Genomic DNA, 24,469 nt, shown 5'->3' with positions numbered 1-24,469 from the left:
ACCGGCACGTGGCCGGCCGCCGTGACGGCGCTCCAATCCCAGCTCCGCACTCGAACGGCCACCCGATCGTCCCGCCGATTCGGGTAACCGTGTGCGCTGACGGGGGCAATCAGGCGACGTTACGGTCTCTGCCCGTGCGGCCGAATGGCGTTGAACCGAAGGGCGGAAGTGACGTCGGCGGGAAGTGTCCTCCCCCGCCAGCCGTACAAGCCCCTGGAAGACCGCAACCCGTGCCGGTCGGCACGCGTTGACACGGGCCCGCGTTGGTGTCGCGCTCTTCTCAAGGGACGGCACTCCACGCCGGTCGTGGTGCGGGGTGGGGAGATCATTGGGGGATATGGGAAATGTGCGAGAGGGGAGGTCTGGTCAGGGAGGGAGATTTGGCAGATCATGCCGGTGTAGTGGCACGCCGACCGACCTGATGTGCCCGCAACGACCCGGACCGACACTCTGACGAACACCAAGCCCGACGACACCAGCCCGACGACGAAGCGCAAACGACGACGAAGCTCGAACGACAGCACCGTGCAAGGGGCGCCTGCGGGGCGGTGCTCGAACCGGTGGCCCGGAAAGAGGGGCTTTCATGGTTTTGGGGTGGACCAAACACGGCGACGGCAAGCACCTGGCCCCCGGAGAGGTCGTCAGGCCGGACGAGCGGCTGACGTGGCCGCGCATGGTGGGCTTCGGCGCCCAGCACGTGGTGGCGATGTTCGGCGCGACCTTCGTCTTCCCGCTGGTGATGGGGCTCGACCCGAACGTCGCGATCATGATGTCGGGTGTCGCGACGATCCTGTTCCTGCTGATCGTCCGCGGCAAGGTGCCGAGCTACCTGGGCACCAGCGCGTCGTTCGTGGGCGGCGTGCTCGCGATCAGGGCGGTGTTCGGCGGCGACACCGCCGGCGCGGACGCCATCGTCACCGGCGCGATCCTGGTCGCCGGGTTCGTGCTGTTCCTGGCGGGGCTGGCCGTGCACGTCCTGGGCGTCCAGATCATCCACCGGATCTTCCCGCCCGTGGTCACCGGCGCGGTGGTCATGCTGATCGGGTTCGGGCTCGCGTACGTGGTGGCCGACGTCTACTGGCCGCAGGACCAGTGGATGGCGCTGGTCACGATGCTGGTGACGTTCGTGCTCGTGGTGGCGTTCAAGGGGTTCGTCGGGCGCATCGGCATCCTGATCGGGCTGGTCGCGGGGTTCGCGCTGTCGTGGCTGGCCGACCGCGTCTTCGGGCCGGTCCCGGCCTATTCGGACGGGACGCTCAAGCTCCCGGCGCATCCGCGCGTGGACCTGTCCAAGGTCGGCGACGCCCCCTGGGTCGGGCTGCCCGACTTCCACCTGCCGGACTTCAGGATGTCGGCGGCGCTGCTCGTCCTGCCCGCCGTGATCGCGCTGATCGCGGAGAACATCGGCCACGTCAAGGCCGTCGGCGAGATGACCGGCACGGACGTCGACCCGTACGTCGGGCGCGCGATCGCCGCCGACGGCGTCGGCACCGTGGTCGCCAGCGCGGTCGGCGGCTCGCCCACCACCACCTACGCCGAGAACATCGGCGTCATGGCCGCCACCAAGGTGTACTCGACCGCCGCGTACTACATCGCGGGCGTGATCGCGATCCTGTTCGGGCTCTGCCCGAAGTTCGGGGCGCTGGTGTCCGCCACGCCGTCCGGCGTGCTGGGCGGCGTCACCGTCATCCTGTACGGCATGATCGGTCTTCTCGGCGCGAAGATCTGGATCGAGAACCGGGTGGACTTCACCGACCCGGTGAACATGGTTCCGATCGGCGCGGGCATCATCCTGGCGATCGGACCGGTGAAGCTCTTGATCAGCGGCGACTTCAGGCTCGAGGGGATCGCGCTCGGCACCATCGTGGTGGTGGGCGGCTACCACCTGCTGCGCGCCATCGCGGGGCCGGCCCCCGCGGCGGCGGCGCCTCCGCCCGCCGGAACCGGGGGCGACGCCGGGTGAAGCCGCCGCCGTTCGAGCACCACGCCCCTCGCGAGCTGGGCGAGGCCCTGGACGTCCTGGCCAGGGTGGGGGCGCGCGGCAAGGTGCTCGCGGGCGGGCAGAGCCTGATCCCCATGCTGAACATGCGGCTGGCCGCGCCGGAGCACCTGGTCGACATCAACCGTGTCGCGTCGCTGGCCACGGTGGAGGCCGGCCCGCTCGGCGTCACGGTGGGCGCGCTGGCCAGGGACACGCAGGTCGAGCGCGCCCGCGCGCATCCGCTGCTCACCCGGGCGCTCCGGCTGGTCGCCCATCCGGTGATCCGCAACCGCGGCACGGTGGTCGGCAGCCTGGCCCACGCCGACCCGGCAGCCGAGCTTCCCGCCGTGCTGGCCGTGCTGGGCGGTTCCGTACGGCTGGCCCGCGCGGACCGCGCGACGCCGACCGCGGGCGGCGGCGAGGTCCCGAACGCGGCCGCAGGTGAGGGCGGGGTCGCCGTCCGGGACGTGGGCGCGGCCGAGTTCTTCGTCGGCCCGATGGAGTCGGCCGTCCAGCCCGGCGAGCTGGCCGTGTCGGCGTTCTTCCCGGCGCTGCCCGAGCGGTCGGGGACCGCGTTCTGCGAGGTGGCCAGGCGGCACGGCGACTACGCGCTGGCCGGGGTGTGCGCGGTGGTCACCCTGGACGAGGACTTCCACCTCGCGGAGGCCCGCGTCGCCTGCATCGGTGTGGGCCCGGTGCCGCTCGTCGTGGACGTGAGGGAGCTGTGCGGCAACAGGCCGTCCTCGGGCGTCGCCTGGGCGGAGGTGGCGCGGGCCGTCCAGGACCGGACGGAGCCGGAAGGCGACATTCACGCGAGCGCCGCGTACCGCCTGCACCTGGTCGGCGTGCTCGCCGAGCGGGCGCTGAAAGAGGCGGTGGCCGACGCCATGACCGGACGGTGAGAGGGAGCGGGCGGTGGAGCGCGAGATCACGCTGGTGGTGAACGGCACGGCGCGGCGGGTGCGGGTGCCCGGGCGGCGGCTGCTGTCCGACTGCCTCCGCCAGGACCTCGGCCTGACCGGCACCCACGTCGGGTGCGAGCACGGCGTATGCGGGTGCTGCACGGTGCTGCTGGACGGCGAGCCGGTGCGGTCCTGCCTGACGTTCGCCGTCAGCGTGGACGGGTGCGAGATCACCACCGTCGAGGGCCTGGCCCGCGAGGGAGCGCCGTCGCCTGGACTGAGGAGCGCAGGGAGCGCAGCGACCGGAGCGACGAGGGAAGGCGACGGATCTCAGCGACCGAGCCGCCTCCACGGAGTGGAGGCCATGAGCGCAGTGCAGCGCGCCTTCGCCGAGTGCCACGGCCTGCAGTGCGGCTTCTGCACCCCCGGCTTCCTGTGCACGGTGACGGCCCTGCTCAGGCAGAACCCCGCGCCGACCGACGAGGACGTCCTGGAGGGCATCTCGGGCAACCTGTGCCGGTGCACCGGCTACCAGAACATCGTCAAGGCGGTGCACCGGGCGGCCGAGCTCCTCGCGGAGGAGGCCTCGGCAGGGCAGGGTGAGCGGCGATGACGACCAGGTTGTTCGGCGAACCCGTCCAGCGCAAGGAGGACCCCAGGCTGCTCACCGGGCGGGGCCGCTACGTCGACGACCTGGGCCGCGACGCGCTGGTGGCGGCGTTCGTCCGGTCGCCGCACGCGCACGCCCGCATCCGCGACATCGACGTGTCGGCCGCGCTCGACGTCGAGGGGCTGGTCGCCATCTACACCTGGGAGGACCTGCCCGAGCGGGTGGGCCGCCCGCTGCCGTTGCTGATCCCGCACCCCGCGCTCACCCACGGCCGCACCGCCCACCCCCTGGCGAAGGACGTGGTCAGGCACGTCGGCGAGCCCGTCGTCATGGTCGTCGCCGGCGACAGATACCTGGCCGAGGACGCCTGCGCGCTGATCGAGGTCGACTACGAGCCGCTCAAGCCGGTCGTCGGCCTGGAGGAGGCGGCGCACGGCGCCACCCTCGTCCACGAGGACGTGCCGGGCAACGTGGGCGCGCACCTGGTGCAGGAGGTGCCGTCGGCCGCCGGGCTGGGCGCGCGCGAGGCGATCGAGGCCGCGCCGCACACGCTGGCGTTCCGGCTCGACATCGAGCGCAGCGCCAGCATGCCCCTCGAAGGACGCGGCGTGCACGCCCGCTGGGACGGCACCGACCTGCGCGTCCACTCCAGCACCCAGACCTCCACCAGCGTCAGGATGGCCGTCGCGGCGGCGCTCGACCTGCCGCTGCCGCACGTCGAGGTGATCGCGCCGGACGTCGGCGGCGGGTTCGGCGTGAAGATCGTGCACCCGTGGCCGGAGGAGGTGCTGGTGCCGTGGGCGGCGATGGTGCTCGGCCGCGAGGTCAAGTGGACCGAGGACCGGCGCGAGCACTTCATCTCGTCGGCGCACGAGCGGGGGCAGGTGCAGCACGTCCGGGTCGGGTTCGACGACGACGGACGGGTCCTCGGGCTGGACGTGACGATCCTGCACGACCACGGCGCCTACACGCCCTACGGGATCATCGTCCCGATCGTCACCTCCACCCAGCTGCTGGGCCCGTACAAGATCGGGGCCTACCGGGTCGAGTTCACCGCCGTCTACACCAACACCGTGCAGGTCACGCCGTATCGCGGGGCCGGGAGGCCGCAGGGCGTGTTCTGCATGGAGCGGACCATGGACAAGATCGCCCAGTACCTGGGCAAGGACCGGGCCGACGTCCGCGAGACCAACTTCATCAGGCCGGACGAGTTCCCCTACGACCAGGGGATGATCTTCCAGGACGGACGTCCGCTCATCTACGACAGCGGCGATTATCCGCGGATGCTCCGCCTGCTGAAGGACCTCATCGGCTGGGACGACTTCCAGCCGGGCGCGAACCGGGGCATCGGCCTCGGCTGCTACGTCGAGGGCACCGGCGTCGGCCCGTACGAGGGCGGGCACGTGCAGATCACCTCCGACGGCCGGGTGCACGTCTCGACCGGGCTGACCTCGCAGGGTCAGGGGCACGAGACCGTGTTCGCCCAGATCGCCGCCACCGAGCTGGGCGTGCCCATCGAGCGGGTGTCGGTGGTCACCGGCGACACCCGCAGGTTCGGGTACGCGGTGGGGACGTTCGCGTCCAGGGCGGCCGTGGTCAGCGGCAACGCGATCGCGCTGGCGTGCAGGAAGGTCCGGGAGAAGGCGCTGCGCATCGCCGCCGACGCGCTCGAGGCCGACCCGTCCGACCTGGACATCGCCGACGGGCTGGTGCACGTGGTCGGCGCGCCCACCGCGTCGATCCCGCTGTCCACGGTCGCGGTGCTGGCCAACCCGCTGCGTTACGCGTTCGACGAGGAGACGGCCAGGGCCACCCAGTTCGCCGCGCCCGCCGCGCCCGACAGGCCGCCCGTCGCCGAAGGCGAGGAGCCCGGCCTGGAGGGGCGCGACTACTACTCGCCGATCAGGTCCACGTTCGCGGCGGGCATGCACGCGGCGATCGTGGAGACCGACCCGCTGACCGCCGAGATCAGGGTGGTGCGGTACGCGGTCGTGCACGACTGCGGCAGGCTGATCAACCCGATGATCGTCGAGGGGCAGATCCACGGCGGGGTCGCCCAGGGCATCGGCGGCGCGCTCTACGAGCGGATGGTGTACGACGAGCACGGCCAGCTGGTCAACGCGTCGTTCATGGACTTCCTGATGCCGTACGCCACCGAGATCCCGAAGATCGAGACGGCCCACCTGGAGACGCCGTCGCCGCTGAACCCGCTCGGCGTCAAGGGGGCGGGCGAGGCGGGGGTCATCCCGGTCTCGGCGGTGATCGCCGCCGCCATCGAGGACGCCGAGGGCATCGAGATCAACCGGATGCCGATCTCACCGTCCGAGCTGTGGGAGCTCAGAGGCTGACCAGAGCCGCGCGACGGACATGCCCCGGGAAGGTCCTGGAAACGTGGTCACGAATCGGGTGGAAAGCGCTGACGTGGCATGATCTCTGCCATGGTGAACCGCTTTCTCCGCGATGGCGAGCTGCGCGCCCCCGGTGCGGGGCTGGCCGAGCTGCCCGGCTCGCCCGCCGAGCTCGACGGCGTCCGGCTGATCGACCTCGCCTGGAACCGGCTCGCCGAGCTGCCCGCCTGGCTGGGCGGCCTGACGTCCCTCGCCGAACTGCGGCTCGACGGCAACCGGCTGGAGTCCGTGCCCAGCCTCGCCGGGCTCACCTCGCTGCGCGCCCTGCACCTGGACGGCAACCGCCTCACGGCCTTCCCCGGCTGCCCGCCGTCGGTGGAGGTGCTCTTCCTGTACGGCAACGCCCTGGAAGCCCTCCCCGACGGGCTCGGCGGGAACCTGCGCCACCTGGCCGCCGGCGGCAACCGGCTGAGCGAGGTGCCCGGCTCGCTGTGGAAGCTGGACCGGCTGGAATCGCTCAACCTCGCCGAGAACGAGCTGACCGAGGTGCCTGCCGCCATCGGCGGGCTGACCCGGCTGCGCATGCTCGACCTCGGGCACAACGCGCTCACCGCGATCCCGCCGGAGCTGGGCGACCTGGACCTGACCGACTACCTGTACCTGAGCGACAACCGTTTCACCGAGGTGCCCGCCGCGCTCGGACGGCTGGACCGGCTCGCCTATCTCAACCTCACCGACAACCGCCTCACCCGGCTGCCGGAGTCGATCGGCGGCCTGGCGTCGCTGGTGGAGCTGCGGCTGTACGGCAACCGGCTGGAAGCCCTGCCCGGCTCGATCGGGCGGCTGGGCCGGCTCCGGGAGCTGCACCTGCGCGGCAACAGGCTGACCGCGCTGCCGCCGTCCGTCGCGGACCTGGGCGAGCTGGGGCAGCTCGACGTCCGCGACAACCATCTCGCCGCGCTGCCCGATCTTCGCGGCCTGGCCCGGCTCACCCACCTCGACCTGCGCAACAACCGCCTCAGGACGCTGCCGGAGAGCCTCGCCGACCTGCCCGCCCTGGAGAAGCTCGACCTGCGCTGGAACAAGCTCGACGGCGACCCCCGCGTCCTGCGCGTCCTGCGCGAGCGGGGCTGCGTCGTGCTGCGCTGACACCTTCCCGACGCGAGTCCCCGACGCGAGGTCCGCCGAGAGTTTCCCGCCGGCTGAACCGGAGGCGGCGGGGCTGCGTATCTCGGCACATGACGACATTTCCACGCCTGATCGGCTCTGTGGTGGTGCTCGGCCTGGCCGTGGCCTGCTCACCCGGCACCGCCAGCGGCGGGAACACCGGCGGCACCAGCGGCGGGAAGGTCGCCGACGCCGCCCAGCAGGCGGCGCCGCTCTCCGTCGAGCAGCTCTCCGCGAAGGTGGGCTGCAAACCACGCATGCAGGTCAACGCCGCCGACATCCGTACGGGCTACTGCAGGACCGCGGACGGGGAGTTCTTCGTCACCACGTTCAAGACCCAGGCGGGCAAGGACGCGTGGATGGACATCGCGCCCGAGTACAACCCCCACCTGGTCGGCAACCTCTGGACCGTCCTGTCCAGCCGGAAGGTGCTGGAGCTGCTGAAGGAGCGCCTGGGCGGCGACCTGCATCTGAAGGACCACCGGACCAACAAGATGCAGACGGTCCGCTGACAGGCGGGCTGGGACGGTCAGGGGTGTCCCAGCCACACCCGCGCCGGCGGCTAGCGTCTGGTCGTCAGCTCGTACTGCGCGTGGACCTCCGCCGGCGACACCACCCTGTCCAGGAACATCAGGCCGTCCATCCGGCAGTTGCAGGGATTGTTCTCCCTGGTGTTCTGCGGATAGCTCCCACCGATCTTGATGCCCCTGGGGTCTGACGGCGAGGTGACGTCCGGTTCCGGCGGGCCCTCGACGCCCCACGGGTCGCCCGCGAGCGTGTAGAAGCCGTCGAGCGGACGTCCGTTCCTGTACAGCCGCATCGTGGCGTTGTCGAAGTCGAACGAGGCGGCGAGGAACACCCACCGGTCCTGCGGCAGCACGGTCTGCCACGGGTCGCGGGCGGCGAACGTCTGGGAGCTGGAACCGTCCACGCGCCTGCCGAGCGCGACCACGCGCAGCTCGCCGTTCACCGTGATCAGTTCGAGCAGCGCCCGGACGTCGTGCCCCTGCGAGGTGCCGGTGAGCACCCCGGCCAGCCCGATCGCGCCGTAGAAGTCGCTCGGGTCGGCCGAGTTGGAGTTGGGACTGGGGTTCTGGCCGGTCATCTTGAACCAGCCCATGACGGTGGCGCCTCTGACGCCGTTGAAGGCGTGCAGAGTGGGCACGCCCGTCTCCGAGTACACCCCCGCCTTCCAGTCGTCGTTGCCCGCCACGGTCGGGTTGACCTGCTGGAGCTGGATCGAGTGGGTGCTGCCCCGGTAGGCGCCGTCCTGGACGCGCATGTCCGCGCCGCCGTTGATGAGCGTGATGTCCGTGCCCGAGCGTCCCTGGTCCCGCTCCCGCGCGGCGTCGTCGGCGGCGGGGTGCTCGAAGTCGTAGTACGCGACCAGGTTGCGCTGGAGCGTGGGCAGGACCTCGGGCCGCGACCTGGCCTGTGCCGGGCTGGACGCCAGGACCAGGACGGCCACCAGGACGGGCGAGAGGTACCGGAGCCTCATCGCGGACCCATCCGGGCGTCGGTGATCTTCCAGATCTTGCCGTTGGCCTTCGACAGCAGGTACAGCTCGCCCGCGCCGTCCCGGCTGAAGCGCAGGTCCACCCGGGTGTCTCCGGCGAGGTCCCGCATGGTCACCTGCTTGCCGGTGCTGTCGAACAGCTTCGGCTCGTAGATCGTGGCCCGCTGCGGCAGCCGCTCCTGCCTCATCTGGGCGGCCAGGGTGAAGAAGACGCGGCCGTCCACGATGTCACCGAAGACGTACTTGCCGAACAGCAGCGGCAGGCGCAGCCCGCGATAGACGAACCCGCCGGCGATCGCGTGACCGCTGTCGGCCGTGCAGCTGTGGCCGGGAGGCGGGTCGTGGTCGTAGGCGGCCACCGGGTAGGTGTAGCCGAACTGGGCGTCGTCCGCGGGCAGCGTGTACAGGTGGCAGCGGTCGTCCTTCCTGAACTCGAAGGCGCCCTCGCGCTCGCTCCACCCGAGGTTGTCGCCGGACCGCACCTCGTAGACGGCCTCGATGGCGTGCTCGCCGATGTGGCCGAGGTACAGCTCCCTGGTCATCGGGTCCCAGCTGAAGCGGTGCGGGTCGCGCATGCCGTACGCGTAGATCTCGCCGATCGCGCCCGGCTTGCCGACGAACGGGTTGCCGGACGGGACGCCGTACCTGCCGTTGGCGCTGTTCGTGCCCGCCGGGTCGATGCGCAGCAGCTTGCCCTGCGGGGTGGCGAGGTTCTGCGGTTCGGAGGTCGACGAGCCGCGCCCGCCGTCACCCGAGGCGACGTAGAGCAGGCCGTAGTCGGGGTCGCCCGGGTGGGCGGTCGGGTTGAAGTCGATCTGCTGGACGCCGTGGACCTGGCCGTTGAAGCCGAGCCTCAGCACCTCCCGGTGCGTGCCGCTGAAGGTGTCGGCCTTGGGGTTCGCGGCCGTCCACTCCGTGATCACGCCGTGGAACCTGGTGTCGGTCTGCGGGGTCAGGTCGGGCGTCTTCGAGGTGAGCGCCGCCCCCCACTCGGTGTGGACGGTGTAGAACTTGCCGTTCTTGGCGAACTGCGGATGGAAGGCGACATAGCCGAACCCGGCGCCGAGGCCCCTGCCGGAGACGAAGTCGGGCGCGAACGTCGCGGCGACGTCCAGGTACGTCTCCGGCTGGCCGTTCTTGAGCAGGTAGAGCTTGCCGTTGAGGTCGTTGACGAACTGGCGGCGGGTGCCGTCGGGGATCTCGCCGATGTTGTTGATCCGGGCCCAGCGCATCAGCCGCTGGTCCGTGGGCGCCGGGATCGGCTCGCTCTTGGGGAAGGCGGCGATCTCGCGGAGGGTCAGCGAGAGCCCGGACGCCGTGGGCCTCTCGGGGATCGGGTCGTCGAGCGCGGTGCCTGGCGGGACGTCCGCCAGCGCGGTCGCCTGGGGCACGGACAGTGCGGCGACCATGAGCGCGGAGATGAGAAGACGTAAACGCTTCGACATCCTGTTCACCACCGGGGGGTTGAGCGGAAAGCGCTTACCGGCGACGGTAGGAGCAGTCCTCGCGATCGTCAAGTAACAAAAGTGACGCTTGACGACGGGACTGACAGCCTGTGCCGGGCGGCGCGGGGTCAGGGTTGCTCGGTCAGTTTGGTGTCGTCGCCGGGGCCGCCGGTCAGGACGTCCCGGGGGGAGTCGCGGTAGAGGCGGTCGTCGCCGTGGCCGCCTTTGAGCACGTCCGCGTCCGCGCCGCCGTACAGGGTGTCGTCGCCGTCGCCGCCGAGGATGACGTCCCTGCCGTCGCCTCCGCAGAGCACGTCGTCGCCGCCGAGACCGCGGATCACGTCGTCACCGCCCAGGCCCGCGATGACGTCCGGGCTGGGCGTGCCCGTCAGCAGGTCGCGTCCGGGCGTGCCGGTGATCGTAGTGGGCAGGCCGCCGCAGATCGGGGTGCCGGTGACCTTCATGTCGCGCATCCGGCCGATGTTGTCGAAGGAGCCGAATCCGACCCGGCCCGAGGTGAACGTCCGGTCCGTGGCGGTGATGAGCGGGGTGGGGGAGTCGTTGACGAACACGGAGATCCGGCCGGTTCCGGTGCAGTGCCGGACGCGCACCTTGTGCCACTCCATGTCCGTCACGGCGGGCGGCGCGCCGACGTGGCCGTTCCACTGGTCGTCGATCCGGAGCCGGTCGGCGTTGTTCACCACGAAGATGCCGTTGTGCGGGTAGATGGTGTTGTCCTGAGAAAGGTGGACGTAGTAGAACTCCGTGTCCGACCGGTAGCCGAACACGATGATCACGTCCCGGTTGCTGATGCTCGTCGGCGTGTCCAGACGCACCTCGGCGTCGATCTGCACCGAGCCGAACGCCGGGCCGCTCTTCAGCACCGCGTACTCGAACGGACGTCGCGGCCCCGGCCGCGACACCCCGGCCTCGGCCAGGATCACCTGGTCGCCCGGGAACTGCCACTTCGACGGCGTCACCGGCGCCCAGTCGCCGCCGGCGTTGACGCCGTCCACCACCCCCCGGCCCACGTCGCAGTCGGCCTGCGCGGGCGGGTCGGCCTGCGCCCGCGCGGCCGGGACGGACGCGGTCAGGGCCAGGACCAGGGTCAGGGTGGTCAACGTGAGGGTGGAGGAGGTCAGACGGCGTAACGCGTGCATCGGGATCCTCTCTGCGGGGCGTCAGTCCCTGTGCGTAGCGGCTCCTAGCAGGTCACGGATGTGGCCGGTCGCGGACGAGAACGCGGGCTGCGACATCGTCGCCGCGTAGTCGCGCGAGGCGGGCAGCTCCACCTCGATCACCTCGGCGATCGTCCCCGGCCGCGGGGTCATGACGACGACCTGGTTGCCCAGGTAGACCGCCTCGGCGATGGAGTGCGTGACCAGCAGCACCGTGGTGCCCGTCTCGCGCCAGATGCGGTGCAGCTCGACGTTCATCTGCTCCCTGGTCAGCGCGTCGAGCGCGCCGAACGGCTCGTCCATCAGCAGGACGGGCGGGCGGTGCAGCAGCGCGCGGCAGAGCGCCACCCGCTGCTGCATCCCGCCCGACAGCTCGTACGGCATCGCGTCCTCGAACCCGGACAGCCCGGTCATCTCGATCAGCTCGGCCGCCCGCGCCGCGGCCTCCCGCTGCGGCATGCCGCGCATCTCCGCCTGGAGCAGGATGTTCCTGCGCGCCGTCCGCCACTCCAGCAGGGCGGCGCGCTGGAAGACGTAGCCGATGTCGGGCCGCGGCCCGCCGACCGCCTCGCCGAGCAGCCGCACCGCGCCCGTGGACGGCCTGATCAGCCCCGACACCAGCTTGAGCAGCGTGGACTTGCCGCACCCCGACGGGCCCACGATCGAGATGAACTCGCCGGGCCGGACGTCGATCGACACGTTCTCCAGCGCGAGCACGTCGCGCTTCTTGCTCCGGAACCGCACCGCCACCTTGTCGATCTCGACGGCCGGCTTCTGCTGGGTCATGGTCATTCCTTCGGCGCCACGCTGGAGTCCCAGTAGGCGTTCGGCGCCTGCGGGTTGGAGACCAGGCCGGCCTGGGCGAAGGTGTCGATCGTCTTCTGCCAGTCGGCCTCGGCGTTCACCCCCGGGGGCCGGCCCTGGGTGGCGTCCGTGTGCAGCAGCGTGGTGGTCGTCTTGAACTGGTCGGCCAGCACCTGCGCGGGCGGTAGCTGCTCCGAGGCGCCCGCCATGGCGTCCACCGCGGCCTGCTGCGCCTTCTCCGCCGCCGCCCACGCCTCGCTGGTGGCCGCGACCATCCGCTTGGCCAGGTCGGCCTTGCTCTGCAGGAAGCTCGTCGAGGTGAGCAGGCCGTTGCTGTAGTAGTTCAGGCCGAACTGCGAGAACCGCAGGTACGACACCGGCTTGCCGGCCTTGTTCTGCATGGTCGGCCCCTGGTCGGAGGCGTAGCCGAGCAGCGCGTCCGTCTGGCCGGACATCACCGCCGCGATCTTGCCCGCCGGGTCGGTGTTCTGCATCTTGACGTCCGTCTCGGACATGCCGTTCGCCTTGAGGAAGACCGGGAACGTCTTGGTCAGCGCGTCACCGGCGGTGGAGGCGATCGTCTTGCCCTTGAGGTCGGCGGGCTTGGTGATGTTCTTCTCCTGGAAGAACTGCACCGAGGCCGGGGTCGTCTGCAGGAAGACGCCCAGGCTCTTCACCGGCACGCCCTGGCTCACGCCGCCGAGCAGCGCGGGCGTGTCGGCCCAGCCGAAGTCGGTCTGCCCGGCGCCGGTCGCCTGGACCGTCTTCTGCGAGCCCTGCCCGGCCTGGATGGTCAGGTCGATGCCGTGCTTCTCGAAGATGCCCTGCTTCTTGCCGTAGTAGAACGGCGCGTGCTCGCCGTACGGGTACCAGTTGAGCGTGAGGGTGACCTTGTCGAGCTGCTTGCCCGACGAGCTGGTGGTCTTCTCCCCGTCGCCGGAGCCGCACGCGGTGGCGAGCAGGAGGAGGGGAACCACGCCGGCGATCAGCATGCGAGTCTTCATGGGGTCCTCAGAACGTGACGGTGACGGCGTCGCCGCGGCGGCTGGCGTGCCAGGGGAGCAGCAGCCGCTCGGCGATCTCGACGGCGACGAAGAGCACGACGCCCAGGAGGGACATGACGAGCAGTCCCGCGAAGAGCATCGGCGTGTCGATGTTCCCGTTGGCCTGCAGGATGACGGAGCCGAGTCCCTCGTTGCCGCCGACGAACTCGCCGACCACGGCCCCGGTGACGGCGAGCGTCACGGCCACCTTCAGTCCGGAGAACAGGAACGGCAGCGACGCGGGGAACCGGATCTTGGCGAACGTCTTGGCCGGGCCGGCGCCCATGGTCGAGGCGAGCTGGAGCATCTCGGGGTCCACCGACTTCAGGCCGGTGACCATGGAGATGACCACGGGGAAGAACGCGATCAGCACCGCGACCACGATCCTGGGGGTCAGTCCGAACCCGAGCCACACCACGAACAGCGGCGCGATCGCGATCTTGGGGATGACCTGCGCGAACAGCAGGAGCGGGTAGAGGGTCTTCTCCACCTCCGCCGAGGCGACCATCAGCACGGCCGCCGCGACGCCGACGACGACGGCGATCGCGAAGCCGAGCACCGTCTCGTAGGCCGTCACCAGCGTGTGATGCCCGAGGTAGCCGGACTTCTCGGCGATCACCTGAAGTGTCGCTCCAGGCGACGGGACGAGATACCGCGGCACGATCCCGAACTCGGTGATCGCCCACCAGACGGCGTAACAGGCGGCGAGTAAGGCGAACGGCCGCCAGGAGCGTTCGAGTAGTTCCACCGTGCGGTCGCGCGAGCCTGGACGCTCGCGCCGCACGATTCCGTCAACGGTCTGTACCACGATCGAAGGTCTCCCCCCATCGCGTGCCATCAGGCCAGATGCGAGAAAGCGCTATCTGAAAGCGCTTTCCTGTGGTACGGTAGCCCCGCTCGGACAAGCGGTCAATGGTCGTTAACTTCCTGTTACAGGAGGCCGGGTGACCGAACGCACTCACGTGACTCTCCAGGACGTCGCCACGGCCGCCGGGGTCTCCCTCGCCACCGCGTCACGCGTCCTGAACGGCACGGCCCGAGTGCGCGAGGACCTGCGCGGCCGGGTCGAGGCCGCCGCCTCGCGGCTCGCCTACACGCCCAACGCGCACGCCCAGGCGCTGGCCAGGGCGTCCAACGAGACGGTCGGCGTGATCTGCCACGACGTCAGCGACCCGTACTTCTCCGGCATCGCCAGGGGCGTCATGCGCGCCGCCGCCGACCGCGACCTGCTGGTCATGCTGGCCAGCACCTTCCGCGACAGCGCGCGCGAGATCGCCTACGTCTCCATGCTCCGCGCGCAGCGGGCCCGCGCCATCCTCCTCATCGGCTCCGGCTTCGAGGACCGGCGCTGGGAACGCGCCATGGACGTCGAACTGCGTCCCTACCTGAACGCCGGCGGCCGGGTCGCCGTGGTCAGCAGGCACCGCAGCCTCCGCGTCGACACCGTCCTGCCGGAGAACCGCGAGGGCGCCGCCGCCCTGGCCGGCGCCCTCCTGGCGCTCGGGCACCGGCGCTTCGCGATCCTCTCCGGCCCGGCCCGGCTCAGCACCGTCGTGGACCGGGTGGGCGGCTTCCGCGACGCCCTGACCGCCGCGGGGCTGGAAGCGGCCGAGGTGGTCGAGGGGGCGTTCACCCGGGAGGGCGGCTACGAGGCGGCCCGCACCCTCCTGGCGCGCGGCCTGACGGCCACCTGCCTGTTCGCCACCACCGACGTCATGGCCGTCGGCGCCCTGGCGGCCCTCCGCGAGCACGGCCTGTCGGTTCCGGGGGACGTCTCGCTGGCGGGCTTCGACGACATCCCCGTGGTGCGCGACCTCACCCCGCCGCTCACCACGGTCGCCCTGCCGCTGGAGCAGATGGGCGAGCGCGTCATCGCCCTCGCCCTCCGCGACGGCCCCCGCTCCCGCCGCCGCATCGAACGCGTGGCGGGCACGGTGATCCTCCGCCAGAGCACCGCCTGAGGGGCGTCAGAACTCGAAGCAGCGGGCGAAGGAGGCGAACAACGCCATCGCCGCGACGAGGAAGGAGATCGCCGCGACAGCGATCCCGAGGAGGATCGACATCGCCACGCCGGGCTTGAAACCGAGGATGAGAGCCGCCCCGATGAGCGCCGAGCCGAGGGCGTGCCCGGCCACCAGCAGCGGGAAGATCCCGTAGCTGTCGCACCGGCCGAGGAAGAGCCCCACCGCGAGCGCGACCAGGGCCAGGCCGGCCAGCCCGAGCAGCTTCGGCGTCCATCGCCTCATCGGTCGCTCACCTCCCTCTCGACGTCCGTCTCAGACGGTTCGACGCAGGGGAGGAGCGGGAGGTTCGGCCGCGTCAGCGTTGTCCGGCGCCGTCGCCGGCCACGCCCGGCTCGGTGAGACGCTCCGGATCGACGACCCTCTCATAGAGGGCCCGGCTGACACCGGACTTGAGCGCCGCGTCCTTGAGCGTGAGGTTCTCGTCGAGCGCGCGATGCGCGATGCGCGCGGCCCGGTCGTAGCCGATGACCGGGCTGAGCGCCGTCACCATCATGATCGACCTGTCGACGTTCTCCTCCAGCCTCGCCGCGTCGAGCCGCGCGCCTTCGACGAGGTAGGTGCGGAAGTGGTCCATCATGTCCGCCAGGATCCGCGCCGAGTGCAGGACGTTGCTGATGATGACCGGACGGAAGGCGTTCAGCTCGAAGTTGCCCTCCGCACCCGCCATCGAGACCGCGCTGTCGTTGCCGATCACCTGGATGGCGACCATCAGCATCGCCTCCGCCTGAGTCGGGTTGACCTTGCCCGGCATGATCGAGGAACCCGGCTCGTTGGACGGCAGGATCAGCTCGTGCAGCCCCGTGCGGGGGCCCGAGCCGAGCCAGCGCATGTCGTTGGCGAACTTGAACAGCGACACCGCCAGGGCGCGCAGCGCCGTGGAGACGCGGACGAGAGCGTCGCACGAGGCCTGGGCGGCGAACTTGTTGGGCGCGCTGACGAACGGCTGCCCTGTCAGGTCGGCGAGCTGCGCGGCGACCTCGTCGCCGAACGCGGGCGGCGCGTTCAGCCCGGTGCCGACCGCCGTGCCGCCGATGGCCAGCCGGTACAGCCCGGCGAGGGTCTGTTTCAGGTGGTCGGCGGCGTCGTCGAGCTGGGCGACGTAGCCGGACCACTCCTGGCCGACCGTCAGCGGGGTGGCGTCCTCCAGGTGGGTACGGCCGATCTTGACCGTGTGCTCCCACGCGCTGCTCTTCTCGGCGGCGGCGTCGCGCAGCCGGCCCACCGCCGGCAGCACCTGGCCGTCGATCGCCTGCACGGCGGCGATGTGCATGGCGGTGACGAACGTGTCGTTGGACGACTGCCCCATGTTCACGTGATCGTTCGGGTGCACGGGGTCCTTGCTGCCGAGCCGTCCGCCGAGCAGCTGGATCGCCCGGTTGGAGATCACCTCGTTGACGTTCATGTTCGACTGCGTGCCCGAGCCGGTCTGCCAGACGTACAGCGGGAACTCGCTGTCGAGCTCGCCCCGGATGACCTCGTCGGCGACCCGGACGATCACGTCGGACTGCCACCGGGGCAGGCGGCCCGCGCGGCGGTTGACGATCGCCGCGGCCTTCTTGATGGAGCCGTAGGCGTGGTACACGGCCTTGGGCATCCGGTCGTCGCCGATGTCGAAATGGATCAGCGACCGCTGGGTCTGCGCGCCCCAGTAGTGGTCGGCGGGCACCTGGATCTCGCCGATGGAGTCGCTCTCGGTACGGGTGCCGGTGGCGTCCAGGCCGATGGGGACGTCGTGGATCCGGGGCGCCGCCCGGTGCCGGGTGGTCATCGTCACTCCCCCCGGACCGGCCGGTACTCCGGCTGCCACATCGCGTCCTGGACCTGCTGGACGGGGTCGTGCAGGTCGACGCGGGCCAGGTTCTCCTTCGCCGCCTGCTTCGCGACCGCGACGGCGACCGTGGCCGAGACCTCCCTGAGGTTCTCCACCTGCGGGAGCAGCGACGCGCCGGGAGACGAGACGTCCACCAGCCCGCTGACCGCCTCGGCGGCGGCCCGCAGCATGCCGTCGCTGACCCTGCGCGCTCGCGACACGATCGTGCCCAGCCCCAGCCCCGGGTACAGCAGGGCGTTGTTGGCCTGGGCGATGGCGTGGGTGACGCCGTGGTAGGTGATCGGGTTGATCGGGATGCCGGTGGCGATCAGGGCCCGTCCGTCGGTCCAGTGGATGAGGTCGTCGGGCATGGCCTCGATCCGGTCGGTCGGGTTGGAGATCGGGAAGATGATCGGCCTGTCGACGCCCGCCGCCATGGCCCGGACGATCTGCTCGGTGAACGCGCCGTGCGCCGTGGAGGTGCCGAGCAGCATGGTCGGCTTGACGCGGTCGACGACCTCGGCGAGGCGGATGCCGCCGCCGTCCCTGCTCCAGCCGGCCACCTCGGAGGCCGGGCGGGCGTACGGAACCTGGAAGTCGCGCAGGTCGGACAGGTCATCGGTGAGCAGGCCCTGCTTGTCGACCGCCCAGATCCGGCGGGTGGCCGCCTCGCGGTCGAGGCCGTCGCGCGTCATCGCGTCGCGCAGCTGGTCGGCGATGCCGATGCCGGCCGTGCCCGCGCCGAAGACGACGATGCGCTGCTCGCGCATGGGGGTCGCGCAGGCGCGGGTGGCGCCCAGCATCGCCGCCAGCACGATGGCGCCGGTGCCCTGCATGTCGTCGTTGAAGGTGGGGATCCGGCCGGTGTACCGCTCCAGGATGCGCCGTCCGTTGGACGGGCCGAAGTCCTCCCAGTGCAGCATCGCCTGCGGGAACAGGCGGGTGGACACCGAGACGTAGGCGTCGATGAAGTCGTCGTAGCGCTTCCCCCGCACCCGCGCGTGCCGCTCGCCGACGTACAGGGGGTCGTTGAGCAGCGCCTCGTTGTCGGTGCCGACGTCCAGCGCGACGGGGATGACCCGGGCCGGGTCGATGCCGGCGGCGGCGGTGTAGACGACCAGCTTCCCGGTGGCGATGCCGGCGCCGCCGCCCACCCCCCAGTCGCCGATGCCCAGGATCTCCTCGGCGTCGGAGGCGACGATGAGGTCCACCTCGTCGGAGTCGAGGCCGTAGTTGCGCAGGTCCTGCTCGATGCCGTCGACGTGGTCGATGGACAGGTAGACGCCCCGGGGCCGGCGGTACTCGTGGCTGTAGCTCTTGATCGCCTGGGCGACCGTGGGGTCGTACACGATGGGGAGCATCTCCCGCAGGTGATCGGCCAGCAGCCGGTAGAACAGCACCTCGTTGCGGTCCTGGAGCGCCGTCAGGAAGACGTTCTTCTGCAGGTCGGTCGGTTGCGCCAGGTACTGGACGTACGCGCGGCCCGCCTGCTCGTCGAGCGTCTCGATCACCGGCGGGATCAGCCCGTTCAGCCCCAGGTTCTCCCGCTCCTCGTGGCTGAACGCGGTGTCCTTGTTCAGCAGCGGATTGTCCAGGACGGCCAGGCCGCCTTCGGAGGTGACGTAACCCCCCTGGTCCTCCGCGTATCCGCGGTGCCTTCCGTTCGCGTGCCTGTGGTGGCTCATCGACATCGCTATCTCCTGGTGGAACGGGTTTCCGGGATGAGGAGGGCGAGGCGGTCTCTCTGTCAGGCTCTCCCCGGCCGCGACGCGTGGGCAACCAAGTGGCTATAAAGACCCTTTTTGCTGGTCGTGTCGGGCGGTCTGGGTGTACATCTAGGCGCGGGCCAGTGCCACGCGCTTGCGGAACACCCAGTACGTCCAGCCCTGGTACACCAGGACGAAGGGAAGGGCGATCAGGCCGATCCAGCTCAGCATCGTCAGCGTGTACGGGCCCGAGGCGGCCTCGGCGAGGGTCAGGCCGGGCAGGGGCGCCCCGCGCAGCTCGGCGAAGACGGCGACCGAGGTCAGGACGATGGCCGCCGCCGTGGCGGTGAACGCCCAGCCCTCGCGACGGCGCCAGATGAGCGCCGCTCCGGCGGCCAGGGCGGCCACCGCGGCCAGCGCCGGGACGGAGCCGAGCCGGGAGAGCGCCACCACGGCCAGCGGGACCACGGCGACGGTCGTGGCCAGGGCCGCCGTGCGGGCGCGCCGGCGTACCGGGCCGTCGGTGCGCAGCGCCAGGAAGACGGCGCCGTGCAGCAGGCACACCGCCAGCGAGAACGCGCCGCCCACCAGGGATGCGAGGACGCCGTCGTACAGCAGGTCGGCGAAGACCGCGCCCCAGAGGAACGCCGGGAGCGCGCTGCCGATCACGATGCCCAGGTCGCACCAGAACGGGTTGTCGACCTTGCCGCGCCACTCCAGGCCGACGCCGCGGACGATCAGGCCCACCAGGATGAGCACGATCGGCAGGTAGAACGCGCTGAACAGGCCGGAGTACCAGACCGGGAAGGCGGCGAACATGGCGCCCACCGCGGTGATGAGCCACACCTCGTTGCCGTCCCAGACGGGGCCGATGGTCTGCAGGCTCTGGCGGTGCTCCGCGCCGTTCCTGCCCACGAACGGGGCGAGCAGGCCGACGCCGAAGTCGAAGCCTTCCAGCACGAAGTAGCCGGTCCAGAGGAAGGCGATGATGACGAACCACAGGTTGATCATGGTCTGCACCTCAGTACATCAGGGACGGCTCGAGCTTCTCGGCCGCGGGGACGGGCTCGACTTCCTCGGGGCCCTTGCGGACGTGCTTGGTCAGCAGCACGCCCTCGGCCACCGCGAGGCCGCCGTACAGCAACGTGAAGACAGTCAGCGAGATGGCGACCTCGGCCAGGCTCACGCCGGGCGACACGCTGGCGGCGGTGAGCAGCTCGCCCGCGACGGTCCACGGCTGGCGGCCCACCTCGCTCAGCAGCCAGCCCGCGGTCACGGCGAGCAGCGGCAGGGGCAGGGCCAGCAGGAGGATCCTGGCGAACCAGTCAGGAACCGCCCGCCTGCGCCGGGTCAGCCAGAGCCCGAGCACCGACAGCGCGACGGTGGCCATCCCGAAGACGATCATCAGGCGGAAGGACCAGAACACCACGGTCTGGTCGGGACGGTAGTCGCCGGGGCCGAACTGCCGCTCGAACGTGCGCTGCAGGTCTTCCATGCCCGGGACGGTGGCGTTGAAGTCGTTGGTCGACAGGAAGCTCAGCACGTTCGGGATCTCGATGCCGGGGACGATCGAGAACGGCGCGCCCGCGGTGTCGTGCTTCAGGCCCTCGGCGGCGGCGAGCTTCATCGGCTGCTGCTCGTAGGTGAGCTTGGCCGAGGTGTCGCCGCTGACCGCCACGACGGCCCCCGCGATCGCCGTCATGACCAGCGCCGCCTTGGCGGCGCCGCGCCACATGTCCTGCCTGGTCTTCAGCAGCCAGTAGCCGCTCACCGCCAGCACGAACCCGCCCGCCACGATGAAGGCCGAGGCGATCACGTGCGGCACCTGGGCGAGCGCCGTCGAGTTGGTCAGCACCGCCCACAGGTCGGTCATCCTGGCCTTGCCGTCGACGACCTCGTAGCCGACCGGGTGCTTCATCCAGGCGTTCGCGGCCAGGATGAAGTACGCCGACAGGTTGGACCCGATCGCGGCGGCCCAGATGCAGGCGAGGTGCACCTTCTTCGGCAACCGGTCCCAGCCGAAGATCCACAGGCCGAGGAACGTGGACTCCATGAAGAAGGCGAGCAGCGCCTCCAGGGCCAGCGGCGCGCCGAACACGTCGCCGACGAAGGTGGAGTACTCGCTCCAGTTCATCCCGAACTGGAACTCCTGGACGATGCCCGTGACCACGCCCATGCCGAAGTTGATCAGGAACAGCTTGCCGAAGAACTTCGTCAGGCGGAGGTAGTGCTCCTTGCCGGTCCGGTGCCACGCGGTCTGCAGCCCTGCCACGAAGATGCCCAGGCCGATCGTCAGTGGCACGAACAGGAAGTGGTAGACGGTGGTCACCCCGAACTGCCACCGCGCAAGATCAAGTGCGTCCATATCCCCAACCCCGGTTGTTAGCTCTACAGGCTGTAGTTCATCTACTAGAAGTAGTACTACAGCTCGTAGAGCAACGCGATGCGATCTTTGTCACACCCGCGTGCGCCTGATTTCGGTGGTCCCACGATGGCCCAGGTGAACGGGCTGCTGCGTCAGCCCGCGGGTTGATTCCCCCGTACCTCCCGCGGCGGACTCACCCCAACCCCGCCTACCACCGATCGGCCGCGCCCGCCCGGATCCGTCTGCCGCCGGTTGGCCGCGTCTTCGCTCGGATCCGGGCCGCTTGCTGGGAGAACCCGGGGTGCGCCGGCGCGCCCTGTCTTGGGCGCCCGGTGTCGTGTGGGGCCGGTGTCAGCGTGCGGTGGCGGCGTCCAGGTACGCCTGGAGGTTGCCCAGCTCGAAGCCCCGCCGCTTGATCTTGTTGACCAGGATGCGGAAGTCCCTCGACAGGTTGGGCCGGAAGTGGAGCAGCAGGATGTCTCCTGGGCGCAGCTTCTTGTCGGGCACCTGGTAGGCGATCTTGCCGCCGGGCTGCACCGTGGCCGTCCAGAGCAGGACGGACGTCAGCCCGCAGCTCTTCGCCGCCCTCAGCGTGTCGGTGTTGTAGTTGCCGAACGGCGGCCTGAACAGGGTCGGCCTGACGCCCAGCTCCTTCTTGATCACCTGTGAGGATCCGCAGATCTCCCGCCGCTGCGCGTCGTAGCCGAGGAGGCGCAGGTTCGGGTGGGTGAGCGTGTGGTTCTCGACGGGAACCCCGGCGTCCTTGAGCGACCGGAAATATCCCCACTTCCCGGCTCCGACGTACCGACCGGGCCCGCCTGCCGGGTCGGGCGTCCCCTTCGCCTCGACCGCGTCGCGCATCGCGAACGCCGTGATCGGGATCCGTCCGTCGCGCACCTGCTTGACGAACCCCGGGTCCTGCTCCCAGCCGTCGTCGATGGTCAGGAAGACGACCTTGCGCTTGGTCGGTATCGAGCTGATCACCGGGGGCAGTGGACCGGGCTGCGCGATCCGGCCCACCTCTCCCTCGCGCGGCAGCGTGCCCGGCGGTCCCTTCGGCCTGCGTGCGGGGGCCGTCGCGCTGGGGGACGCGGCCGCGTCCCGGCCGGTCTCTCCCTTCGGCGGTTCGCTCGCACACCCCGCCACCAGCCCCGCGGCCATCGCCACAACCGCAACTCCGGCGGCCGCCCGCACCACACCGGCCGCGTTCGCCGCGCCGGGGCCGCTTCCGTCCGCCGTGGCGGACGTACCGGGAGCTCCCGGTGGGGCGCTTCCGGACGCCCTGGGTGGTCCGGGCATGGCTTCGTCGCACGTCCCGGACCTGTCGGTTAAGGCGGCGTTGCACGTCCCGCTGGACGCGTGTGCGGCCTCGTGTGTCGCTTCCGTCGCACCGTGGTCTCTCGTTCGCCCCCTGAACATCTGCCACATTTTGCCAGCTTCGATCACCGCGGCGGCTGCCTGATGATTGATCGCCCCTCTGGCAGGTGTTGCCCTTAGTGACGGCGGTGGCGCTGCTTAGAGTGGCGGTGTGAAGGTTGCAGGCAGTGCCGTGATCGGCGTCGAGAGAGATCGCGTGTGGGCGGCGCTCCAGGATCCAGGGGTGCTGGTGCACACCATCCCGGGGTGCGAGCGCCTGGAGGAGACGGGGCCGGACACGTACCGGATGACGGTCAACGCCGGGGTGGCCTCGCTCAAGGGCGTCTACCAGGGGGAGGTCGTGCTGGCCGATCCGCTCGCGCCGGAGAGCTTCGTGCTGCGGGCGCGCGGGCAGGGCGCCCCCGGCACGGTGGACGCCACCGTGCAGGTGCGGCTGAGTGAGGTCGAGGGCGGGACGCGCGTCGACTACGACGCGGACGCGGTGGTCGGCGGCATGATCGGCGGAGTGGGCCAGCGCATGCTCGGCTCCGTCGCCCGCAGGACGGCGGGCGAGTTCTTCGCCGCCGTGGAACACCACCTCCAGGCCCCGTCCATCGTCGGAGCCCTGGAGCATGCCGGCTCCGCCAACGGCGTCCTCCCGTCCGGGGAAGCGGTGCCCGAGACGGTGGGTGCGGTGGCGCCAGGAGCCGGTGGCCGGCTCTCCGCGCCGCTGGGGCCCGTGTACGAGCGTCACGCCAAGCGTCACACCGAGACACGGCCCTGGGTGATGTTCGCCTCGTTCGGCATGGGCGCGGGCGTCGCGCTCACCGGCGTTGCAGTGGGCTGGCTGCTCGGACGCGCCAACCGCCCCCGAACCCGCTGACCCCGCCACCGCAGGCCCGGCCACCGCAGGCTCGGTCGCCGCAGGCCCGGCCACCGCAGGCTCGGTCGCCGCGGGCCCGGTCGCCGCAGGCTCGGCCGCCAGAGGCCCCGAGCCGGAACGCCGCTGAAGTGCCTGCGGCGGGCCTTGCTGCCGTAGGGTCTCCGGCGGCGAGAGCCGAGGCGGTGTGGGGCCGTCCCGTGGGCTCACCCGCCCGGCTGAACCGCCGTCCCGTGGGCTCGCTGCTCTCCTCCCCGCATGCTTGGCGGTCGTGAGCGCTCGGCAGGGCGGGCGGGGGTTGGCCGCCCGTGAAGGCCGCGTCCCTAATGAGACGATTTCGCGACTCTCGCGGAAAAGGATCTCCCGGCGTAGCGTGGCACATATGCGGCAGGCACATGCTGAAGACGCGCGGACCGAGGCCAGGCGAATCGTCCGTAACCTGCTGGGGGAGGAGCGCCCCACCGCCGACACCTTGATCGCCGCGACGCGTCCCGTCCTGGGTGACGACCGGACGGAGCGCTGTCTCGGCCTGGCCCTCGGCGCCTCGCTCACCAGGCGTTCCAGCGAACTGGCCGCGGTCGCCGCGCTGCTGGTCGGCACGCGGGAGCTGGGCGCGTCCTGGTGGGGACGTCCAAGGGGCGGCAAGCTGCCCGCGCCCGACGAGGCGCTGGGCTCGGCCGTCGCGATCGAGCCGTGGACCGACCTGACCGCGCTGGAGATGCTGGCCGCCTGGATCGCCGACGACGCCGCCGACGAGCTCTGGGGCCGGCCGGTGGCCGAGGTGGACCTGAACTCGTGGCAGGCCGAGGACCGCTTCGTCCTGCCGACTGGGGTGAAGCCGGGGCAGCGGCTGGTCGTCCACTTCGACGCGGGCGGACGGCTCGACGCGGTGGTGACCCGCCGCCAGGACGACGAGCTCGGCTCCAACCTGGACTTCCACTCGTTGCGTTACTCCCGTCCGGCCGAGGCCCAGTGGAGCTGGGGCGTCGCCGCGGGGCTCGGCCCGCACCGGCTGCCGGGCGAGGACCCCGACCCGTACGCCCGCGAGGTCGCCTCGGCGGCGGTCGGCGTCCTGCGCGCCTGGGCGATCCGGCACGGCGCCACCCACGAGCAGCTCGGCGAGCGGTGGCAGACGGCCGGTGACGTGGTGGCCGCGATCGAGCGGGTCGACTGGATGTGGCGCAGCGGCGAGTGGTTCGGCTGGTGGCGCGGCGCCTCGGCACTCGTGGACGACTCCGCGTACCTCCCGTACCGGCTGGAGGAACTGGCCGCCGGGTAGCGACAAGGGCGCGGACGGCCGCCAGCGCCGACCAGCTCGCGCACCCGGCACCGCT

21 protein-coding genes are annotated in these 24,469 nt (G+C 71.0%); 9 read left to right on the top strand and 12 right to left on the bottom strand.

Going from position 1 to position 24,469, the window contains the following annotated elements; translation table 11 throughout:
* The first annotated feature begins 583 nt into the window (after window positions 1–583).
* The 6 genes from ABT294_RS28170 (at window position 584) to ABT294_RS28145 (ending at window position 7,520) form a co-directional block, all read left to right on the top strand.
* Complete coding sequence (locus ABT294_RS28170) at window positions 584–1,963, top strand: uracil-xanthine permease family protein (RefSeq protein WP_350809295.1); 1,380 nt, start codon at window positions 584–586, stop codon at window positions 1,961–1,963.
* Window positions 1,960–2,883, top strand: coding sequence for an FAD binding domain-containing protein (locus tag ABT294_RS28165; RefSeq protein WP_350809294.1), 924 nt, complete (start codon window positions 1,960–1,962; stop codon window positions 2,881–2,883). The genes ABT294_RS28170 and ABT294_RS28165 overlap by 4 nt, the downstream gene beginning before the upstream one ends.
* A gap of 13 nt (window positions 2,884–2,896) precedes the next feature.
* On the top strand, window positions 2,897–3,496 hold the full coding sequence (locus tag ABT294_RS28160) for a (2Fe-2S)-binding protein (protein WP_350809293.1): 600 nt from the start codon (window positions 2,897–2,899) through the stop codon (window positions 3,494–3,496).
* Window positions 3,493–5,841 carry an aerobic carbon-monoxide dehydrogenase large subunit gene (gene cutA / locus ABT294_RS28155; protein WP_350809292.1) on the top strand — a complete coding sequence of 783 codons (2,349 nt, stop codon included), beginning with the start codon at window positions 3,493–3,495 and terminating at the stop codon, window positions 5,839–5,841. The genes ABT294_RS28160 and cutA overlap by 4 nt, the downstream gene beginning before the upstream one ends.
* A 90-nt stretch (window positions 5,842–5,931) precedes the next feature.
* Window positions 5,932–6,990: a leucine-rich repeat domain-containing protein gene (locus ABT294_RS28150; protein WP_350809291.1), complete on the top strand. Its 1,059-nt coding sequence runs from the start codon at window positions 5,932–5,934 to the stop codon at window positions 6,988–6,990.
* 89 nt (window positions 6,991–7,079) lie between these two features.
* The gene (locus ABT294_RS28145; protein WP_350809290.1) at window positions 7,080–7,520 is read left to right on the top strand and encodes a hypothetical protein; all 441 of its coding nucleotides are present in this window, start codon (window positions 7,080–7,082) and stop codon (window positions 7,518–7,520) included.
* A 50-nt stretch (window positions 7,521–7,570) separates the two neighbouring features.
* Here ABT294_RS28145 and ABT294_RS28140 read toward each other — a convergent pair whose 3' ends face one another.
* The 6 genes from ABT294_RS28140 to ABT294_RS28115 all read right to left on the bottom strand — a co-directional run bounded on the left by ABT294_RS28140 (window position 7,571) and on the right by ABT294_RS28115 (window position 13,802).
* Window positions 7,571–8,506, bottom strand: coding sequence for a LamG-like jellyroll fold domain-containing protein (locus ABT294_RS28140; protein WP_350809289.1), 936 nt, complete (start codon window positions 8,504–8,506; stop codon window positions 7,571–7,573).
* Window positions 8,503–9,969 (bottom strand): PQQ-dependent sugar dehydrogenase, encoded by a 1,467-nt coding sequence (locus tag ABT294_RS28135; RefSeq protein WP_350809288.1) that lies wholly within the window; start codon window positions 9,967–9,969, stop codon window positions 8,503–8,505. The genes ABT294_RS28140 and ABT294_RS28135 overlap by 4 nt, the downstream gene beginning before the upstream one ends.
* A gap of 128 nt (window positions 9,970–10,097) precedes the next feature.
* Window positions 10,098–11,129 carry a calcium-binding protein gene (locus tag ABT294_RS28130; RefSeq protein ID WP_350809287.1) on the bottom strand — a complete coding sequence of 344 codons (1,032 nt, stop codon included), beginning with the start codon at window positions 11,127–11,129 and terminating at the stop codon, window positions 10,098–10,100.
* Window positions 11,130–11,150: 21 nt separating this feature from the next.
* Entirely contained in the window at window positions 11,151–11,933 is a 783-nt protein-coding gene (locus tag ABT294_RS28125) for an ABC transporter ATP-binding protein (protein ID WP_350809286.1), read from the bottom strand.
* A 2-nt stretch (window positions 11,934–11,935) separates the two neighbouring features.
* Window positions 11,936–12,955: an ABC transporter substrate-binding protein gene (locus ABT294_RS28120; protein WP_350809285.1), complete on the bottom strand. Its 1,020-nt coding sequence runs from the start codon at window positions 12,953–12,955 to the stop codon at window positions 11,936–11,938.
* 7 nt (window positions 12,956–12,962) lie between these two features.
* On the bottom strand, window positions 12,963–13,802 hold the full coding sequence (locus ABT294_RS28115) for an ABC transporter permease (protein WP_350809284.1): 840 nt from the start codon (window positions 13,800–13,802) through the stop codon (window positions 12,963–12,965).
* A gap of 136 nt (window positions 13,803–13,938) precedes the next feature.
* Between ABT294_RS28115 and ABT294_RS28110 the strand changes: the two genes are divergently transcribed.
* Complete coding sequence (locus tag ABT294_RS28110) at window positions 13,939–14,955, top strand: LacI family DNA-binding transcriptional regulator (RefSeq protein WP_350809283.1); 1,017 nt, start codon at window positions 13,939–13,941, stop codon at window positions 14,953–14,955.
* A gap of 6 nt (window positions 14,956–14,961) precedes the next feature.
* Here ABT294_RS28110 and ABT294_RS28105 read toward each other — a convergent pair whose 3' ends face one another.
* The 6 genes from ABT294_RS28105 to ABT294_RS28080 form a co-directional block, all read right to left on the bottom strand.
* Window positions 14,962–15,240, bottom strand: a complete 279-nt coding sequence (locus ABT294_RS28105; RefSeq protein WP_350809282.1) for a hypothetical protein — start codon at window positions 15,238–15,240, stop codon at window positions 14,962–14,964.
* Window positions 15,241–15,313: 73 nt separating this feature from the next.
* On the bottom strand, window positions 15,314–16,786 hold the full coding sequence (gene fumC, locus ABT294_RS28100; RefSeq protein ID WP_350809281.1) for a class II fumarate hydratase: 1,473 nt from the start codon (window positions 16,784–16,786) through the stop codon (window positions 15,314–15,316).
* Window positions 16,787–16,788: 2 nt separating this feature from the next.
* Entirely contained in the window at window positions 16,789–18,519 is a 1,731-nt protein-coding gene (locus ABT294_RS28095; protein WP_350809280.1) for an NAD-dependent malic enzyme, read from the bottom strand.
* Window positions 18,520–18,663: 144 nt separating this feature from the next.
* Entirely contained in the window at window positions 18,664–19,545 is an 882-nt protein-coding gene (cydB, locus tag ABT294_RS28090) for a cytochrome d ubiquinol oxidase subunit II (RefSeq protein ID WP_350809279.1), read from the bottom strand.
* 10 nt (window positions 19,546–19,555) lie between these two features.
* Window positions 19,556–20,899, bottom strand: coding sequence for a cytochrome ubiquinol oxidase subunit I (locus ABT294_RS28085; protein ID WP_350809278.1), 1,344 nt, complete (start codon window positions 20,897–20,899; stop codon window positions 19,556–19,558).
* Between the two features lie 351 nt (window positions 20,900–21,250).
* Window positions 21,251–22,198 (bottom strand): polysaccharide deacetylase family protein, encoded by a 948-nt coding sequence (locus tag ABT294_RS28080; RefSeq protein WP_350809277.1) that lies wholly within the window; start codon window positions 22,196–22,198, stop codon window positions 21,251–21,253.
* Window positions 22,199–22,427: 229 nt separating this feature from the next.
* On the opposite strand from ABT294_RS28080, the gene ABT294_RS28075 reads away from it, so the two are divergent.
* Both ABT294_RS28075 and ABT294_RS28070 read left to right on the top strand, forming a co-directional pair.
* Window positions 22,428–23,138 carry an SRPBCC family protein gene (locus ABT294_RS28075; RefSeq protein ID WP_350809276.1) on the top strand — a complete coding sequence of 237 codons (711 nt, stop codon included), beginning with the start codon at window positions 22,428–22,430 and terminating at the stop codon, window positions 23,136–23,138.
* A gap of 379 nt (window positions 23,139–23,517) precedes the next feature.
* Window positions 23,518–24,414 carry a hypothetical protein gene (locus ABT294_RS28070; RefSeq protein ID WP_350809275.1) on the top strand — a complete coding sequence of 299 codons (897 nt, stop codon included), beginning with the start codon at window positions 23,518–23,520 and terminating at the stop codon, window positions 24,412–24,414.
* Window positions 24,415–24,469 lie beyond the last annotated feature (55 nt).

The organism is Nonomuraea sp. NPDC000554, assembly GCF_040300065.1.
In the GTDB taxonomy this organism is placed as follows: domain Bacteria; phylum Actinomycetota; class Actinomycetes; order Streptosporangiales; family Streptosporangiaceae; genus Nonomuraea.
Note: the sequence above shows the minus strand (reverse complement) of the source record. Positions and strands in the feature narration are given on the sequence as shown.

What these genes read in the sequence shown, in the direction of transcription:
- fumC (WP_350809281.1), bottom strand. Translation starts at nt 16,786, where the DNA reads ATGACCACCCGGCACCGGGCGGCGCCCCGGATCCACGACGTCCCCATC.
- ABT294_RS28140 (WP_350809289.1), bottom strand. Translation starts at nt 8,506, where the DNA reads ATGAGGCTCCGGTACCTCTCGCCCGTCCTGGTGGCCGTCCTGGTCCTG.
- cydB (WP_350809279.1), bottom strand. Translation starts at nt 19,545, where the DNA reads ATGATCAACCTGTGGTTCGTCATCATCGCCTTCCTCTGGACCGGCTAC.
- ABT294_RS28170 (WP_350809295.1), top strand. Translation starts at nt 584, where the DNA reads ATGGTTTTGGGGTGGACCAAACACGGCGACGGCAAGCACCTGGCCCCC.
- ABT294_RS28070 (WP_350809275.1), top strand. Translation starts at nt 23,518, where the DNA reads ATGCGGCAGGCACATGCTGAAGACGCGCGGACCGAGGCCAGGCGAATC.
- ABT294_RS28120 (WP_350809285.1), bottom strand. Translation starts at nt 12,955, where the DNA reads ATGAAGACTCGCATGCTGATCGCCGGCGTGGTTCCCCTCCTCCTGCTC.
- ABT294_RS28135 (WP_350809288.1), bottom strand. Translation starts at nt 9,969, where the DNA reads ATGTCGAAGCGTTTACGTCTTCTCATCTCCGCGCTCATGGTCGCCGCA.
- ABT294_RS28095 (WP_350809280.1), bottom strand. Translation starts at nt 18,519, where the DNA reads ATGTCGATGAGCCACCACAGGCACGCGAACGGAAGGCACCGCGGATAC.
- ABT294_RS28150 (WP_350809291.1), top strand. Translation starts at nt 5,932, where the DNA reads ATGGTGAACCGCTTTCTCCGCGATGGCGAGCTGCGCGCCCCCGGTGCG.
- ABT294_RS28125 (WP_350809286.1), bottom strand. Translation starts at nt 11,933, where the DNA reads ATGACCCAGCAGAAGCCGGCCGTCGAGATCGACAAGGTGGCGGTGCGG.
- ABT294_RS28145 (WP_350809290.1), top strand. Translation starts at nt 7,080, where the DNA reads ATGACGACATTTCCACGCCTGATCGGCTCTGTGGTGGTGCTCGGCCTG.
- ABT294_RS28080 (WP_350809277.1), bottom strand. Translation starts at nt 22,198, where the DNA reads ATGCCCGGACCACCCAGGGCGTCCGGAAGCGCCCCACCGGGAGCTCCC.
- ABT294_RS28130 (WP_350809287.1), bottom strand. Translation starts at nt 11,129, where the DNA reads ATGCACGCGTTACGCCGTCTGACCTCCTCCACCCTCACGTTGACCACC.
- ABT294_RS28085 (WP_350809278.1), bottom strand. Translation starts at nt 20,899, where the DNA reads ATGGACGCACTTGATCTTGCGCGGTGGCAGTTCGGGGTGACCACCGTC.
- ABT294_RS28105 (WP_350809282.1), bottom strand. Translation starts at nt 15,240, where the DNA reads ATGAGGCGATGGACGCCGAAGCTGCTCGGGCTGGCCGGCCTGGCCCTG.
- cutA (WP_350809292.1), top strand. Translation starts at nt 3,493, where the DNA reads ATGACGACCAGGTTGTTCGGCGAACCCGTCCAGCGCAAGGAGGACCCC.